The following is a 15,415-nucleotide window of genomic DNA, read 5'->3' as shown; positions in this document are numbered from 1 at the left end:
GACCCGAAGTTACGCTCAGGGAGACGAAAGGTTGCTCTCGTCGTGGAACTGAGAAGCTCCCACTTCAAGCAAAGCTAAGTGGGAGTAGTTCACTTTGTGGCCAAACAATTTTTTTGTTCCTGTTTCTATCGCTTTTCCCTTTTCGCCGCATTGACGATCGGCGGTTTTTTTCCGTTCCGCAGCTGGGCGAGGGTAAGGCCGAACGTGTATTGGAAATGCGGGTAGTCTTTAAAGCGCCGCCAGTCCCCGCCCCATTCAAGACCGAGCGATTTCCCGATCTGCCCGACGCGGTGCCAGCGGCGGTCCACTTTCCAGTTTGGCACCAAGTTTCCCTTTACGACATCGCACACGCAAACATCAAAAGCGAGCCCGAAATTATGGTAACTGTATCCGCCGCGCGCGTTTGTGACGATTTTTCCAGGCTTTGTTCTTCCTTGCGCGTAAAGGCGGTTTTGCTCTTCGATCGTCCGCAGCCCTTGCGTGATAATGATCGGTATCCCTTCCGCGCATGCTTTTTTAATCAGCTGGCGCGCTTTTTCCGCGACGACGGGATGCAAGCCGGAAAGCTTTTTTTCCGCTCTTTTCAAAAGAACGGACGCGTCCATCGTCTCTTGCCCTCCTTTCTATCCGTTTGGCGAGTTTCGGCTCAAGGCGATCGTCAAGTCTTGAATCGATTTTGTCAGCTGATCCAGCTTCGTTTCCATCCGATATAGAAGGTATATCGATACGAGGATCGGAAAGGAAACTTCGCTGATCATCGAAAACAAATCCATGGCTCGTCCCCCTTTCCTGCTTAAAAACGGAAGGCGAAAAACCTTCCGTTTCTACGGCAGTTCGATATCCTGCGTTTCGCGAGAGATCACGCGCGCGCTTTTCGGGCTGACCAAATCGCCGTTTGGCGATTTGAACACGTCCGTCGTAACGAGCTGGTTCATCACCGCTTTCACTTGCGCCGGATCGATCGGCTCTTTCGGATTGCGGATCGAGATTCTCGCCGTCCCAAACTCCGCGTTAAATGTCAATTCCAACGTTTTCATTGGATTCCCCCCTTTTTTAGTTTCGTTGATCAGTTCATGATATGGCTTGTCACGGTCGTTTCGACTCGGCTTAGCGTTCCGCCGCATAAGCTTGCGATCGCCGCAGCGGCGTCATACAAGCTTTGAATGTCGGCATCATACTTGATGTTAGAGAACGACTGGTTGCGAAAAATGTCTTTTCCTTCGCTGTCTTTTCCTTCGTACAACACAACGACAAGCGTCCGCTTTGTCACCAATTCAGTAGCCGCCATCTTCCATCTCCCCCTTTCGATTTGCGACCATCATAGCATTCATCCATACGTAGAAGCAAAACGGCTATCGAAGGCAAAGAAGGTCAGAACGCCGGCATTTTCGCGATTTTTCGCGCAAATTGGGCATAAAAAAAGCGCGCCGCGAATCACAGTGACAAAATTTCGCATGGCGCGGCACCGCTAATGATCCATCGCCGTCGATGCGGCTCGTGAATTTCTCCATAGCACATTTCGATCCATTTGGCGTTTTTCAATTGATCAAGGCAAAATTTTTGCGAGTGAAACACGGGAATGTCGTGGCTGGAGAGCTCAACGATGGTGATGTGGGAAGATTTTTTCCGGAACCGCTCGATTTCCCTTGATACAAACCAGCCGATGCGGCTTTGGCGGCCGATCGGTTCCCTGACGTTGAACGGAATGAGCGTGAATCCATACGACAGTACGATCGGAACGAGCTGCTTTTTCCCGACCAACTCCCCATATCGATGGCGGTTGATCGCGGCGCTCGTTCCAAAAAAGGTAAGGAGCTGCTTCAAAAATAAGTCGGACCGCATATCGAGGCATCGCGTCGTTCCATCTCGAAAAAACAGCTTCACCGAATCGCCTCTGTTTTCCAGATTCACCGGCACAAAAGCTTGTCCGAGCGCAGCGAAATGCTTCACTTCCTTCCAATCCATTTCCCCCATCCCCTTTTTTCGTTTTCCACCGTCAACGCTTAGCAGAAAACTTTGATTAAGTTCAATATATACTTTTTTGGCAAAAAAATCAAAAATAAAAAAAGCGAATCGGCGCGCGGAAAACGATGTTTTTCGCGCGGTTTTCCGCCGGATTGATAGGTTTTCGCTAAGGCAGGCGGCGTTTTCCCTGCGAAAAGCGCTTTTTTAAAACAAATTAAAATAAAAAGCCTCTTTCTAGACGTTTCATCTAGAAAGAGGCTCTTGCGGCTTTTACTTTCAGCTTGCCGATAAAACCCCCGCGGCTTTCACGCGGACGCGGGCGGCATTGCCGGGCAAATAAGCTAAAGGAACGTCTTCCATATCCACGATTTCGATGGTTTCCGGGTTTGCCCCCGCTTTGATGGCCTCGTCGATCGCCATTTTTTTCGCCAATTCCAACGTTTTTTCTCTTCCTAGTTCATCAAGCGCGAAAACTCTTTCCACTTGGCCGCTAACTTGCGCGATCGCGGCTCCGATCGCGTTGGCAACTCCAAAATGGTCCGGCCGAATCACTTTAGAAGCGCCTTTCAACTTATCAGGCAAAAGCACGCTTCCTCCCCCGACAAGAATGACGGGAACAGGGTCTGCGCTTGTTTTCATTTTATCTATCGCTTCTTCGACCATTTCGACCATTTGATGATAAATTCTGTTAAGCAATTCTTTATCTAAATGGGCAACTTTTTGCGGATCCCCAATTTTCGCTTTTCCTAATGCAACTACGACGTCTGTGGCCGTTAAAGTATCTCCGCCAAACACCATCCCTTTTTCAGGGAGTTTGTATCCTACGCTATCCGGGCCAATGGTGAAACTTCCATCTTGATGAATGCGAATAATCGTTCCCCCGCCTAATCCAATCGATACTAAATCAGGCATGCGGAAATTCGTGCGCACGCCGCCGATCTCGACGGCCAAAGAAGATTCTCTCGGGAACGAATGAATCAAGACGCCTATGTCTGTCGTAGTTCCCCCTACGTCCACGACTAGCGCGTTCGATAATTGCGCGAGGTAGGACGCTCCACGGATGCTGTTGGTAGGGCCGCAGGAAATAGTAAGAATCGGATATTTTATCGCGTACTCTACGTTCATCAATGTTCCGTCATTTTGGCCAAAGAATACTTTCGCGTTGATGCCTTCCGCTTTTAACGCGTTGATAAACCCTTCTGCGGCCGTTTTGGCGACATTCACAACCGCTGCGTTCAAAATCGTGGCGTTTTCCCGCTCCAGCAAACCAATGCTTCCGATTTCGTGGGAAAGCGAAATCGCAACACCGCTTCCTAATACTTCCCTTATGATTTCGGCGGCTTTCAATTCATGATCTTTCGATACCGGCGAAAAAACGGAAGTGATTGCCACGGAATCTACTTTTCCTTTGATTTCGTTAGCAATGCGATACAGATGCTCCACATCAAGCGGCGCGATTTCCCGTCCGTCAAATTCATGTCCGCCTCGTACGATGTAAACGTATTTTTCCAAGTGGCTGCGCAAATCATCCGGAACCCCGACTAAAGGCTTCACCGCCAATGTGGCGGGCGCGCCAATTCGAATAACAGCAACTTTGTTTAGCCGTTTTCTTTCCACGATTGCATTAGTGCAGTGAGTTGTTCCTAACATCGCATAACGGATTTTTTCACGTGGAACCCCTGATTTTCCAATCACTTCCCGCATCGCTTTATAAATGCCGGTGCTTACATCGGCGGTGGTAGGGGTTTTTGTTTCGGATATCACCTGATATTTCTCGTCTAAAAGTACCGCGTCTGTATGTGTTCCGCCTACATCGATTCCTATTCTGTAACTCACTTCATCGTCGCTCCTTTCTTGACTAGCTCTTCTACAGGTGTGTATTCAACGTCATAGCCAAAATAAGCAGGCCCGCAAGTTTCGATTCCTTTTGGCGTGCGCCATTTTGGATTGCACGGAATGCCAATGACGACCGTGCGCGCTCCGTACCGCAAGCCTTCCGTTGTAATCGGGAGCCCTGTCTCGCTATCTAACACCGCGATTAAGTCAGGGGTGACGCAAAGCAGGCGATCTTCTGTTTTCGCAAGCAAATGCTCGTTTTGGAAGCGAAGTTCTAAAGTTTCCCCTTTGTATTTCTCCAATCCCTCGATTTTCGCGGTTCCTCTTGCAAATCCGGTTTCGGTCTTCCGGTTCACGTCCACCACTTTGCCGCGGAACAGTTCAAATCCATTCGTTAATTGAAGAATTTCTTCGATAGGGTCGCGATTGTTTTCTTTCGCTAGGCGAATGGAGCGGCCAATTTCCTCCTCTAATCGCAAAATATTGTGAATGCCGCTTTCTTTCAGGTTTTTACCGGTCATCGGATAAATCGCGAACATAACGGATCCGCCTTTTTGGACGGTGGCGCTTCTCGCAATTCTTTCGGCCCACAAATTATCAATCGTATTCAGCAACGTCACATTTCCTTTTTCATCCGCGATCACCATCGGTGTGGCAGAAATTCCGTCTAAATAAAACGTCACCATTTGTAGTTCCGGAAAAGCCCTTCCCATGCCGTCGACATCGACCACCGGCAATCCGAGTTGCGCCGCCAACGCCAAAGGCAGCATGGAGTTTACTCCGCCTGCTTCAATCGGAAAAGTAGCGAACACTTTTTTTTCCAAATATTTCTCCAACGTTTGAAACGCCACCTTCGCTTCATGGCCGCTAGGAACTTTCTCTACCAATACGGTCGGCGCCCCCATCATGCCTGACGATACCACTAAGGCGTCTTCCGGAACTTCATCCACCGACAGCAAAGGAATCGGCCCGAATTCTTCAATGGCTTGCAGGGCCATCAACTTTCCTACATAAGGGTCTCCCCCTCCTCCGGTGCCCAATAACGCCGCGCCTACCGCAATGTCCTCGATTTCTTGTTTTCCTAAAAGTCTCACGGTTTCTCCTCCTCTTTGTATGATTTTTTAGTTAACATTCTCGTTTGTTTCCAAATTGCTTTGTTTCGACGTATCGAACATTTTCATTCCAAGGAAATACACGATTCCGCTTACGAGCAGAGAATTTAACGAAGGGATGCCGGATTGGACGAAATATCCGGCTAAAAATCCTAAAGCCCAAGCGATTAACGTGACTGGATTAATAGACTCCGAGTATTCCGGCAATCGGCCTTTCGTTCTACTTTCGTCCAGCCATTTTCTGCCTCGTTTTAGAATAAAATAGTCTACCACCATAATTCCTGCGATTGGCGGAATCCAAACTCCCAAGAAAACGAGGAAGTTTTGAAATTTTTCGAGAATTCCTAGAACGGAAAGCACCGTTCCGATGACTCCGATGATGAATGTAATCAATCCTCTGTTGATTTTTTTGTTAAATACGGAATCGATTAAATTGGACAGTCCTAAAGAAGCCGAATAAAGATTCAGGTCGTTAATCTTGACCGTAGCGAAAATGACAATCGCCGCACCAAGCCAGCCAGCCGTTTGCAGCACAATCGTGACGACATCGTCGCTTCCTACCGCGTGCGCCATCAATACGGCGATCATGTTTACTCCTAGTTCTCCAACAAACGTTCCGATTAACGTCATCCAAAAAACATCTTTGCCGTTGCGGCAATATCGGCTCATATCTGGGGTGATCACCGCCCCGATCATAAACCCTCCGGCCACCATAGTGGCGGCGACGCCTAAAGAAAGATCCGGCCCCGGATGAGGGGAGTGGATTAATTCGATGAAAGAGTGATCGCGCAACACTTGATATATGCCGTACCCGATGACGGCCAGAAAGCCGGGAACCGCAATTTTCGCCGTCCAGCTGAGCCATTTAAACCCGAAAATGACAATCGCAGTGACAAACAATCCGGTTAACGTCGCCGCTAAAGGGAATCCTAGCGCCCCGTTTAACGCTTCATCGATCCCTTTGGCAAACACGGCGTTTTGGATGCCAAACCACCCAATTAATCCAATCGAAATGACGGCGCCGATAATGCTCGATCCGTACTTGCCAAAGCCTGTCCAGCGCGCCAATAAACTCGTGGACAATCCTTCCCTCGCTCCCGCGATCCCCATCAATAAACTAACGATTTCCAACACCACGCTCCCGAGCATCGTCGCCCAAAAGGCTTCCCAAAAGGTCATTCCGTATCCTAACGCGGCCCCGAGCATAAATTGCGATAACGCCGTAAGCGCACCAATCCTGACTAAAAGTACTTCCCACATTGGCAGGCGTGCTTCCGCCGGAACTCGAGAAAGCGAAAAATCATCAGTCGAACTTTTCCCTGCCATTGATCCTCCCTCCTTAAATTAAAAAATGTTTTGATTTTTTAATAGAATAATGTTTAATAAGAATAAATTTCGCGTGATCGCAGTCTACATTCCCCCTTTCGAAGAAAGCGATAATGTGCCGATGACCTTGACTCTCACCCTTAACGCCTTGCTCGGAACATACGCTAAAGGCATCGTTTTCGCTTCTTGAACGGCAACTGTTTTTGGGTCCGCCCCGGCGCTTATAGCCATATGTTTCGCTTCGTTGATCGCCGAATGCAAAGCTTCCCTTTGATTGAAATCATCCATCCAAACCATCCGGTCGATATAGCCGCTTACCGGAGCGATGCAAGCTCCGATGGCATTAGCGTATTGATAGTAATCGGGGACGACGACATCCGCCCACGGATAATGAAAACGCTCGGCCAGCTTTTGCCCGCCGCCTCCCACAAAAATGATGGGAAGCGGCTCATATCGGGGCTGAAATCGCTGGACGGCTTGATATAATTTTTCGAGGAATTCCTCGCTGCCTATCTGCTCTGGATGAAAAGGAATGGAAATCATATCGGGCATCGGCACGTTTACCCGTACTCCATCGATGACTTGATTTCTCCTTTTTTCTTTTGGGAACCCGTTTTCCAATAGCGCCACACGAACGGAAGAACCGCCGACATCCACGACGACGCCGTTTTTCAATCCGGTGAGAAAGGACGCCCCAAGCAAACTGTTGGTCGTTCCTGACCATAATGTTCGTATAGGGTAGCGCAGCGCATATTCATAAGACATAAGCGATCCATCGTTTTGCGTGAAATAAATATCGCAATTGATTCCAAAATGCTTAAACAATAATTGTAATCCATTCAGCGCGCGGTTCATCGCTTTAGATAATAAAGCGTTAACGACGGATGCGTTCTCTCTTTCGATAAACCCGATACTTCCAATTTCGTGGGACAAAGTGATCGGAATTTCCGCTCCGACTATGTTGCGAACATAACTTGCGACTATGTTTTCATGTTCTGGGTTCATCGGCGAAAACGTTCCTGTAATCACCATCGCCTCAACGTCTTTGGCGCGCAAATGGGAAAAAAATTTGTCGATTAGCAAATAATCAATCATTCCTAAAGGTTTTCCCGTTACTTCGTGCCCCCCGTCTATTTCCAAATGATTTTGCATCACATAGCGGCGAAGTGAATCATTTCCTTCAAACAACGGGGGAACTGCGTTTTTTCCGCTTCCGATGCGGATTACGCAAACGCTGGCGAGATTTTCTTTTTTCATTAAGGCTTGCAAGCAATGGGTCGTCCCGATCATGACAGCGGCAATATCCTTTGGGTTCGTTTTTTTGCGATCGATGATTTCTGCCAAAACAGCGCGTATGCCGGACACAATATCGGGAGAAGCAGGTTTTTTCACCGTTTGTACAATTTTTGAATTTTGGTTCAGCAAAACGGCGTCGGTATTCGTTTCGCCCACGTCAATTCCCAACCGGTACATCTCCTATCCCTCGTTACCATTTAGTTTCAGTCTTTCTTCGATTGGAATAAAATTTTCCGCTATACCGAATTGCATAGGGCCCACTACGTCAAGCATTTTTGTGGTTTGCAACAAGAACGGGCCCGGGATTGCGATCACCCATACTTTCACGTGATTTTCCAATTCTTCAACAGATAACGGGTAGCCCGTTTCTTCATCCAGTACGCAAATCAAATCCGGCACGGTCGCTAAAGTGGTGTCGTTTTTTTTGATCCATAAATATTCGTTGTGGAAGAAAACCGATAAATATTCGCCAATGTATGATCCGCTTCCTTCGACAACAAGCGAACCTTTCAGCATTCCTTCGATGATGTTTCTTTGCAAATCGACAATTTTGCCTTCGATCAGCTTTACCGGTTTTCCATATATCGACTTTTGAAAGACTTTTTGCATCTTTTCCATGACGTCGTGAGCGTCCATCGCATCGGCGGATAACGCTTCGCCAAGTCGTATGGTTAACGTATACGTTTGGAGAATGCCCGCTTCCCTCATTTGCCATCCTTGCATCGGATAGCAAGCGATCGCCGCCCATCCTCCTAAGTCGGTGACAAGCTTTCTCGCTTGCTTTTCGATTTCCGTGTTTTCGTCTGATGAAAGGAGATACGTTTTGTCGGGGCGGTTCGAAATAACGGCTGGGCTCGCTTTCATCCCAAAGCCGTGGTATGTCGTCATTTGCAACTCCGGAAACGCCCGCCCCATTCCATCGGCGTCCAGCAATGGAAGATTGGTCAACGCGGCGGCGATGACCGGTGATATGGCATTCATTCCGCCGATTTCAATCCCTGTAATTGCTGATGCTGCTATGTTTTTTTCTTTTTCGATCGTTTCCACTACTTTCTTCAGCTCATTTCCCGACGGTAGCCGTTCGCTAAAAATAGTAGGCGACCCCATTACAGCCACTGGTATGACCCATTCTTCATCCGGGAAACGAAAAGGAGATATTAAAGGAATAGGTCCATTTTCTTTAATTATCCGCTTGGCCATCAGCTCCATTAATTTAACGTCTCCACCGCCGCCTGAACCTAAATACATGGCTCCGCGCGCAAGAGAAGAAACGGTTTTTTCGTCAATGTATCGTTTCATCGTTTCCTCCTGTGTTAGTTAGAATGCAAATATCGTGCCAACATTTTAAAACGAAAAATAATAAATTTTCTGACTCGTTAATGGGATAAATTACAATTATTTGAATATATAGAAAATTTATCGGCTATCTCCGCTTGTTTAAAAACGAATATTATCTCTATATTTCTCTTAAATTCTCGATTTTTCTCATGATTTCTCATAATTCTCATTTTGAGAATTGGCGCCGGCGTTTCATCTTTTCTAGTCTTCGATAAAGGGTGGCCAAACTAATTCCTAACGCTTCGGCCGCTTTTCTTTTTCCTTCCGTGCTGGTGCCAAATCGCTGCAACGCTTGGATGATCAGCTGTTCTTCCATTTCATTTACCCTGTACAGCGACTTGGAGAGATGATTTAATGTTTGTGGCTCTTGTTGTTCTTCCGCCATATCGCGATTTTCATCCTCGGACATTTCTCGGATCGATGCGGGAAGGCTGCTGACGGTGACGAGATCGCCGATTTCCAAGTTGACGATATATTCCACCATATTTTCCAATTCCCGGATGTTTCCGGGCCAATGGTAGTCAAATATTTTTTTTAAGGCTTGGGAGGAGAAACGTTTTGGCTCTTTTCCGAAACGCTTGCAAAATTTGTGCATGTAGTATTGGATTAACTCGTATAAATCCTCTTTTCTTTCCCGCAACGGAGGGACGTAAAGCGGAATGACGTTTAAGCGAAAGTATAAGTCCTCGCGAAATTGGTTGTTGGCGATCATCGATTCCAAGTCTTTGTGGGTGGCCGCTATAATCCTTACATCGACTTCTATCGCTTTTGTGCCTCCGACCCTTTCGATGCGCCGTTCCTGCAAAACGCGCAGCAATTTAGCCTGCAAATATAAAGGCATGTCGCCTATTTCGTCGAGAAATAGCGTCCCTCCCTTCGCCAATTCAAAGCGCCCCGGCTTCCCGCCTTTTTTGGCTCCGGTAAACGCGCCTTCCTCATATCCGAACAATTCGCTTTCCAGAAGCGATTCCGGTATGGCGGCGCAATTGATCGCGACAAACGGGCCTTTATTTCTATGGCTTAAGCGATGAATCGATTGCGCGAGCACTTCCTTTCCCGTGCCGCTTTCTCCCCGGATCAGCACGGTTGATTCGCTTTTGGCAATCTTCATTACTTGTTCCTTTAATGCGACAATTGCTGGGCTTGAGCCGATGACATCATCCAGTGAAAACCGCGTTCCATAGCGGAATGATTTTTCCTGTTCTTGGCGCAGCGCCGGCTTTGTGAAAAATAAAATCGCCCCTTCCACTTGCGCATCGACAAGCAATGGATGCAGCCGGCAGGAAAAATCGAGATGTGCGCCTTTGGAATTAATCATGTTTACGGCAAGATTAGCCACAGGCTTTCCTTGATGAATATATTTGGAAAGCGATTCGGATTGGACAAATTCCGTGAAATGTTTGCCGATCATGATGATTTGGGAACGTTCTAAAATTTGTTCCGCCGCCGAATTCGCATGGACGATTTTTCCTTCGGCGTCGACGACTAAAACAGGATCAGTAATATAAGACAAAAGCCCCTCCACTTCCCTAAGCAATTTGAGGCGTTCTTTTCTTGCCATTTGCAAATTTCGATTACTCATGCTTGTCACCTCTCGGATTGAATGTCTATCGCGAATGATTGCGTAAAACTTCGCTTTTGTTTTGGCGAGCTTAAGTATATGCGGAAAATGCACCCTGCATTTCTGCATGCGCAAATCGCCGAAAAGGGCCTGTGTTTGTGTTTATATATAAAAATATCACGTTGAACAAGCAAAGGAAATCTAATCGGAAAATCGCAGGAAATAAATGAATATTTTCATCAATCAACCAATCAACCTATAAAACAATTAATAAATTAATCAACAAACCAACGTTTATTTCTTCTTTTCTTCCTAACAATATTTCTTACAATCTACCTTCCACAGACCAAAAAGGGCGTGGCGCCGCCCACGCGAAGCGCACATCCAAGAGGACGCTTGCTGCGCCAAAAAAGAAACAGCGCGTTAAACGCGCAAAAACGGATTAAGTTCGAGATTTTGTGTAAAAAGAAACGGCAAAAAGCTGGTTAATTTTCCTAAGGCCTAAATTCGCTGGACCAAGTGCGAAATTTTTCACAATAATCAGGACTTGGCCCAAAAACGGCGCTTACAGCCGTTTTTGCTTTTTGGAATAAAAAAATATGCCGATCAGTTAAAACGCATTTACGGGCGGATTGGAGCGCTTATGGCCAAGTCCAAGTTATGGTGTAAAATTCCATTGCCAATACAATAGACTTGGATTACGGGAAAATAAAATCCTCTTTACCGTTTTGTTTTTACACAATTTCGCGGACTTGATCAGCGCTTGTTCCATGCTTTTTATCTCTGGCTGGCGCATGATGAAAAAGAAACATTTATTGTCTGACGAAAAATTTTTCTATGAAAATGCTCGCCTTTGGAGCGGACATTTTCATGACGGATGGAGAGCAAAGCGCGCCCATGGAGTTTTTCTGTGAAAATAACGAATTCATGAGCGGTTATTTTCATGCTTGGGTGGCGAGTAAAGCTTACTCATGGATGTTTTGTACGTCAGAAATTCCATCGTTGTATCAAACATTTTTATATTCGTTTCATGTTCATCAACCGCAATTTTGATTGCAGGATTTTCAAAACCTCCGTAGAATAAATATATAAAGAAAACAATAAACAAAGAAACGAAGAAATGAATATTGGAAGAAAGAAAGGAGGGTTCGAAGGTTGGCGATCACGATCACGATGGGAATTCAAAAAGGCGGCTGCGGCAAATCCACCACCACTGGGATTTTAGGATATTTGCTAAGCCAGGACGGGTACAAGGTGCTCGCGGTGGATATGGATTCGCAGGGGAACTTGACGGAGCTGCTTTCCAAGAAACCTTCGAACGAATTTGTGCAAAAGTCCGTGCTTGAAGCGATGCAACGGCTCGATCCGACGGAATACATCGTGCCGGTCGGCGACAATTTGGATTTATTGCCTGCCAATAACTTTTTGGCGACGTTTCCGCGCTGGATTTACACAGGCGTGACATATTTAGGAGAAAAAATCCGCTTTGAAGGCAATCCGAGCATGATTTTAGATGAAACGTTGGAAAAGGTGCGAGACGATTACGATTTTATCGTCATCGATACTCCTCCTTCGCTGAGCGAACAAACAACGAACGCGTTATGCGCGAGCGAATACGTCGTCGTGTTGTTTGAATGCTCGAACTGGTGCTATTCGGCGATCCCGAATTTCATGGACTCGGTGGACGGGGCGAGACGGCACGGAAAGCGAAACACGAAGGTGCTTGGCATTTTGCGCACGATGAACGATGTCAGAAGAAGCGACGCCAAAGCCTTCAACGAAATGATCGCAGAAGATTATCCGAACGAAGTATTCAAGACGATTATTACGCGCAAAGCTCCGATTGGCCGGCTGTCGCTGTACGGTTTTGACGAAAACGCCGAGCTGAAGCAAGCGTTGGACCAATACGAAAACTTTTACAAGGAGCTGATGGAGCGTGTCAAAGGTAGATGACATCAAAAACTTAAAACGCCAGCAAAAAACGATCACGCCGACGCAAGTGTTGGTGGAAGCGGTCGGAAATGAAAACAACGTTGTTTCGAGCGAAGAAAACAACCAAGAAAGAAAGGAAGAAAAGAAGGTGGAAAGAAAGCGGGTATCCTTCGACTTGCGCACAGATCTACATAAAGAATTGAAAATGCAGTCGATCTTACAGGAAAAGAATATTTATTTACTTATTGAGGAAGCGTTGGAGAAGTATCTGAATGAATTGAAAAATAATTAATCAAGTGCTGCGCCGGTCTTCGCCGCTTTTTGCTATGGCAGCCAAGCTGTGTAGCGTTTGAAGACCGGCGTTTTGTTTTGTTCGGGGAAAGACTGACGGGCAGCCCCATTCTGCGGTCGCGCGGATCGTGTTCAAGCAGCGCCCGTTTCCCCTACTTCAAATCTACAAATCAATAAATAAATGAATATTTTCATCAACCAATCAATAAATCTATAAAACAAGAAATAAATGAATCAACGAACCAACGTTGATTTCTTCTTTTCTTTCTAACAATATTTCTTGTAATCTACCTTTATTCCTTACAATCTACCTTCCGCAGACAAAAAAGGAAGCGCACTTGCTACGCCAAAGAAGAAACATCACGTTAAACGCGCAAAAACGGCCCTTACAGCCGTTTTTTTCTTTTTGAAAAAAATAATGCCCGATCGGTTCAAACGCATTTACGGACGAATTGGAGCGCTTATTTCATGTTTTTTATCTCTGGCTGGCGTAGATGAAAAGAAGTAGAAACATTTATTGCTTGACAAAAAAGATCGATGAAAACAAGCCTCTCATTCGCCGCCGCGCTTTCGCTTCCTTTTGTTTCGAACCGTACCTCTCGCCCGGCAAACTCTCTAGCAAGTTGGAATTAAGTCCTTAACCATTTTCTTTAGTGTAGAACTTAATAATGCTTACGATAGAAATCAAAATCATGGCAATGACATTAGCGGTCACGACAACCTGTTCATGCTCAATAAACACATTGAACAGCCAAACGAGAAAAAAAAATAACTAATAAAATGTCTTTATATTTCTGTTTGATTCTTTTTTTCATTCCACTTTTCCTTTCTTTAACTAGCCATTGATCGCCGCAAATCGGTGACCCGGCGGGCGATTTCTTCGCCGATCGGGAGGCAAGCGGTCGCGGCGGGCGAAGGGGCGTTCAGCACATGGACCATGCGTTTCGTATTAATGATGTAAAAATCATCCACGAGCGTGCCGTCGGAGCGCAGCGCTTGGGCGCGCACGCCCGCGGTCGTCGGGATCAAATCATCCATTTCGACTTCCGGAAGCAAACGCCGCAAGTTTTTTAAGAACGCTTTTTTGCTGTAGGAACGGACCATCTCTTCGAGCCCTTCGCGCCAATACTTAAAGGCAAGCTTCCAAAATCCTTTAAAGAGAAAAATGTCCATGACGTCTTTTGCGTCAATGTCCGTCTTTTTATACCCTTCGCGTTTGAAACCGAGCACGGCGTTCGGCCCAACTTCGACTTCGCCGTTGATCATCCGCGTCAGATGGACACCGAGAAACGGAAATTGCGGATTCGGGACGGGATACACTAAATTTTTCACAAGATAGCGTTTCTCAGGGCGCAGCTTGTAGTATTCGCCCCGGAACGGGACGATTTTCAAATCGGCGGCGATTCCGGAAGCCCGCGCGATGCGGTCGCTATGGAGCCCCGCGCAGTTGACCGCGAAATCAAACGTTCGGACACCGCGGTTGGTGATCACGTCAACTGTCGTTCTGTTTTCCACGATTCGTTCCACTTCTGTATTTAACAGCAACTCGGCGCCGGCGTCTTTGAGCAATGACGCCATCGTCTCGCAAACTTTCGGATAATCGACGATGCCCGTTTCTTTCACGCGGATAGCTTTGATGCCGCTGACGTGCGGCTCCAACTCCCGCAAGCGGGCTTGATCGATTAACTCGAGATCGAGCCCGTTTTGCAAGCCGCGGTGATATAAATTGTCCAAAAGCGGAAGCTCCTCTTTATGCGTCGCCACGATCACCTTTCCGCATCGTTCAAAAGGAATGCCGTATTGCCGGCAAAAATGGATGAGCATTTCCCCGCCCAATCTCGCGAATCGCGCCTTGTAGCTGCCTGGCTTATAGTAAATGCCCGAATGGATGACGCCGCTGTTATGTCCAGTTTGGTGCGCGCCCCATCGATTTTCCTTTTCGATGATGGTTAATTCAACGCTTGCGTCCGCTTGTTTGAGGGCATATGCGGCAGCCAATCCGACGATACCTCCACCGATGACGGCTATTCGGCTCATATAGATCCCCTCTTTTCTTCGTTATTTAGTGGAGAAAATGCAAGAACATGGTCGTTTTGGAACGATTGGAGACATGTCCAGCGCCGGCTTGGGACCGGGCTTTCCACCGTTTCTATCAGAAATATCCGCGTCTAGCCGCCCCCGGATTTCCATCTCCGCCCGGACCAGCGGCGCACGTGGTTTACGCCATCCTCGCATATTACACCGGCAGAGACTAATAGAATCGGCTGACGCCAATGTCCCGCCATCTTTCGCAGTCGCGCATTCGTCCGATTGATGACGATGATGGCGCCATTGCGGAGGCCAGCTTATGCGGAAGCACCGGCGCTGCCCCGGTCTTGCCGCTGCGCAGAACCGGAGACAAGCCTCCGTTTCCGCGGATCCCGGCTTCCATATGCTTCGATCGGCCAAGTCCTTTAGCGAATTTAGGTATTGGGAAAATCCGTGTCTTTTTGCGCAAAATCCCGGACTGAATCCTTTGCCCGCATGGTGCCGGCAACAAGAAACGGGGCCGCGCCCCGTTTTCCGCAATGCCTCGCTCCAACAAGCGGAGACAGCCGCATGGGCGTGGGCGCCCGGGCGGATGAAAGCGGCTTTTTATGCTCTTCCGCCGTCTCCGCGCCCGCTTGCCATTTACTTTTTTGGCTGAACGGGCGCGTCAAAAACGGTTTCGCCCAAACACGTTAAACATGCTTCGATGAACATTTGGATGGACGGGCGC

The 15,415-nt window shown here is 47.3% G+C and carries 15 protein-coding genes; 3 read left to right on the top strand and 12 right to left on the bottom strand.

The window, feature by feature from the left end:
• Positions 1-125 precede the first annotated feature (125 nt).
• The 11 genes from BM278_RS14070 to BM278_RS14020 all read right to left on the bottom strand — a co-directional run bounded on the left by BM278_RS14070 (position 126) and on the right by BM278_RS14020 (position 10,455).
• Positions 126-605, bottom strand: a complete 480-nt coding sequence (locus BM278_RS14070) for a M15 family metallopeptidase (RefSeq protein WP_090950884.1) — start codon at positions 603-605, stop codon at positions 126-128.
• 18 nt (positions 606-623) lie between these two features.
• Positions 624-773 (bottom strand): YvrJ family protein, encoded by a 150-nt coding sequence (locus tag BM278_RS14065; RefSeq protein ID WP_090950880.1) that lies wholly within the window; start codon positions 771-773, stop codon positions 624-626.
• A 51-nt stretch (positions 774-824) separates the two neighbouring features.
• Positions 825-1,037, bottom strand: a complete 213-nt coding sequence (locus BM278_RS14060) for a DUF2922 domain-containing protein (RefSeq protein ID WP_090950877.1) — start codon at positions 1,035-1,037, stop codon at positions 825-827.
• A 29-nt stretch (positions 1,038-1,066) separates the two neighbouring features.
• The gene (locus BM278_RS14055) at positions 1,067-1,288 is read right to left on the bottom strand and encodes a DUF1659 domain-containing protein (RefSeq protein WP_090950874.1); all 222 of its coding nucleotides are present in this window, start codon (positions 1,286-1,288) and stop codon (positions 1,067-1,069) included.
• A gap of 146 nt (positions 1,289-1,434) precedes the next feature.
• Positions 1,435-1,965: a hypothetical protein gene (locus BM278_RS14050; RefSeq protein ID WP_090950871.1), complete on the bottom strand. Its 531-nt coding sequence runs from the start codon at positions 1,963-1,965 to the stop codon at positions 1,435-1,437.
• 276 nt (positions 1,966-2,241) lie between these two features.
• Entirely contained in the window at positions 2,242-3,801 is a 1,560-nt protein-coding gene (locus tag BM278_RS14045) for a hydantoinase/oxoprolinase N-terminal domain-containing protein (RefSeq protein ID WP_090950868.1), read from the bottom strand.
• Positions 3,798-4,895 carry a DUF917 domain-containing protein gene (locus BM278_RS14040; protein ID WP_090950864.1) on the bottom strand — a complete coding sequence of 366 codons (1,098 nt, stop codon included), beginning with the start codon at positions 4,893-4,895 and terminating at the stop codon, positions 3,798-3,800. The genes BM278_RS14045 and BM278_RS14040 overlap by 4 nt, the downstream gene beginning before the upstream one ends.
• 27 nt (positions 4,896-4,922) lie before the next feature.
• Positions 4,923-6,239 carry a purine-cytosine permease family protein gene (locus tag BM278_RS14035; RefSeq protein ID WP_090950862.1) on the bottom strand — a complete coding sequence of 439 codons (1,317 nt, stop codon included), beginning with the start codon at positions 6,237-6,239 and terminating at the stop codon, positions 4,923-4,925.
• 84 nt (positions 6,240-6,323) lie between these two features.
• Positions 6,324-7,712 (bottom strand): hydantoinase/oxoprolinase N-terminal domain-containing protein, encoded by a 1,389-nt coding sequence (locus BM278_RS14030; protein WP_090950860.1) that lies wholly within the window; start codon positions 7,710-7,712, stop codon positions 6,324-6,326.
• 3 nt (positions 7,713-7,715) lie between these two features.
• Positions 7,716-8,834: a DUF917 domain-containing protein gene (locus BM278_RS14025; protein ID WP_090950857.1), complete on the bottom strand. Its 1,119-nt coding sequence runs from the start codon at positions 8,832-8,834 to the stop codon at positions 7,716-7,718.
• Positions 8,835-9,039: 205 nt separating this feature from the next.
• Complete coding sequence (locus BM278_RS14020) at positions 9,040-10,455, bottom strand: sigma-54 interaction domain-containing protein (RefSeq protein WP_090950855.1); 1,416 nt, start codon at positions 10,453-10,455, stop codon at positions 9,040-9,042.
• 1,134 nt (positions 10,456-11,589) lie between these two features.
• Between BM278_RS14020 and BM278_RS14010 the strand changes: the two genes are divergently transcribed.
• On the top strand, positions 11,590-12,387 hold the full coding sequence (locus BM278_RS14010; RefSeq protein ID WP_090950848.1) for a ParA family protein: 798 nt from the start codon (positions 11,590-11,592) through the stop codon (positions 12,385-12,387).
• A complete protein-coding gene (locus BM278_RS14005; protein WP_090950845.1) occupies positions 12,371-12,658 on the top strand; it encodes a hypothetical protein in 288 nt (95 codons plus the stop codon). Before BM278_RS14010 ends, BM278_RS14005 begins: the two co-directional genes overlap by 17 nt.
• 830 nt (positions 12,659-13,488) lie before the next feature.
• Here BM278_RS14005 and lhgO read toward each other — a convergent pair.
• Entirely contained in the window at positions 13,489-14,694 is a 1,206-nt protein-coding gene (lhgO, locus tag BM278_RS14000) for an L-2-hydroxyglutarate oxidase (RefSeq protein ID WP_090950843.1), read from the bottom strand.
• A 310-nt stretch (positions 14,695-15,004) separates the two neighbouring features.
• Here lhgO and BM278_RS18400 point away from each other — a divergent pair, with 310 nt between their 5' ends.
• Entirely contained in the window at positions 15,005-15,343 is a 339-nt protein-coding gene (locus tag BM278_RS18400) for a hypothetical protein (protein ID WP_143093453.1), read from the top strand.
• The last annotated feature ends 72 nt before the right edge of the window (positions 15,344-15,415 follow it).

Source organism: Parageobacillus thermantarcticus (genome assembly GCF_900111865.1).
Taxonomy (GTDB): Bacteria; Bacillota; Bacilli; order Bacillales; family Anoxybacillaceae; genus Parageobacillus; species Parageobacillus thermantarcticus.
Note: the sequence above shows the minus strand (reverse complement) of the source record. Positions and strands in the feature narration are given on the sequence as shown.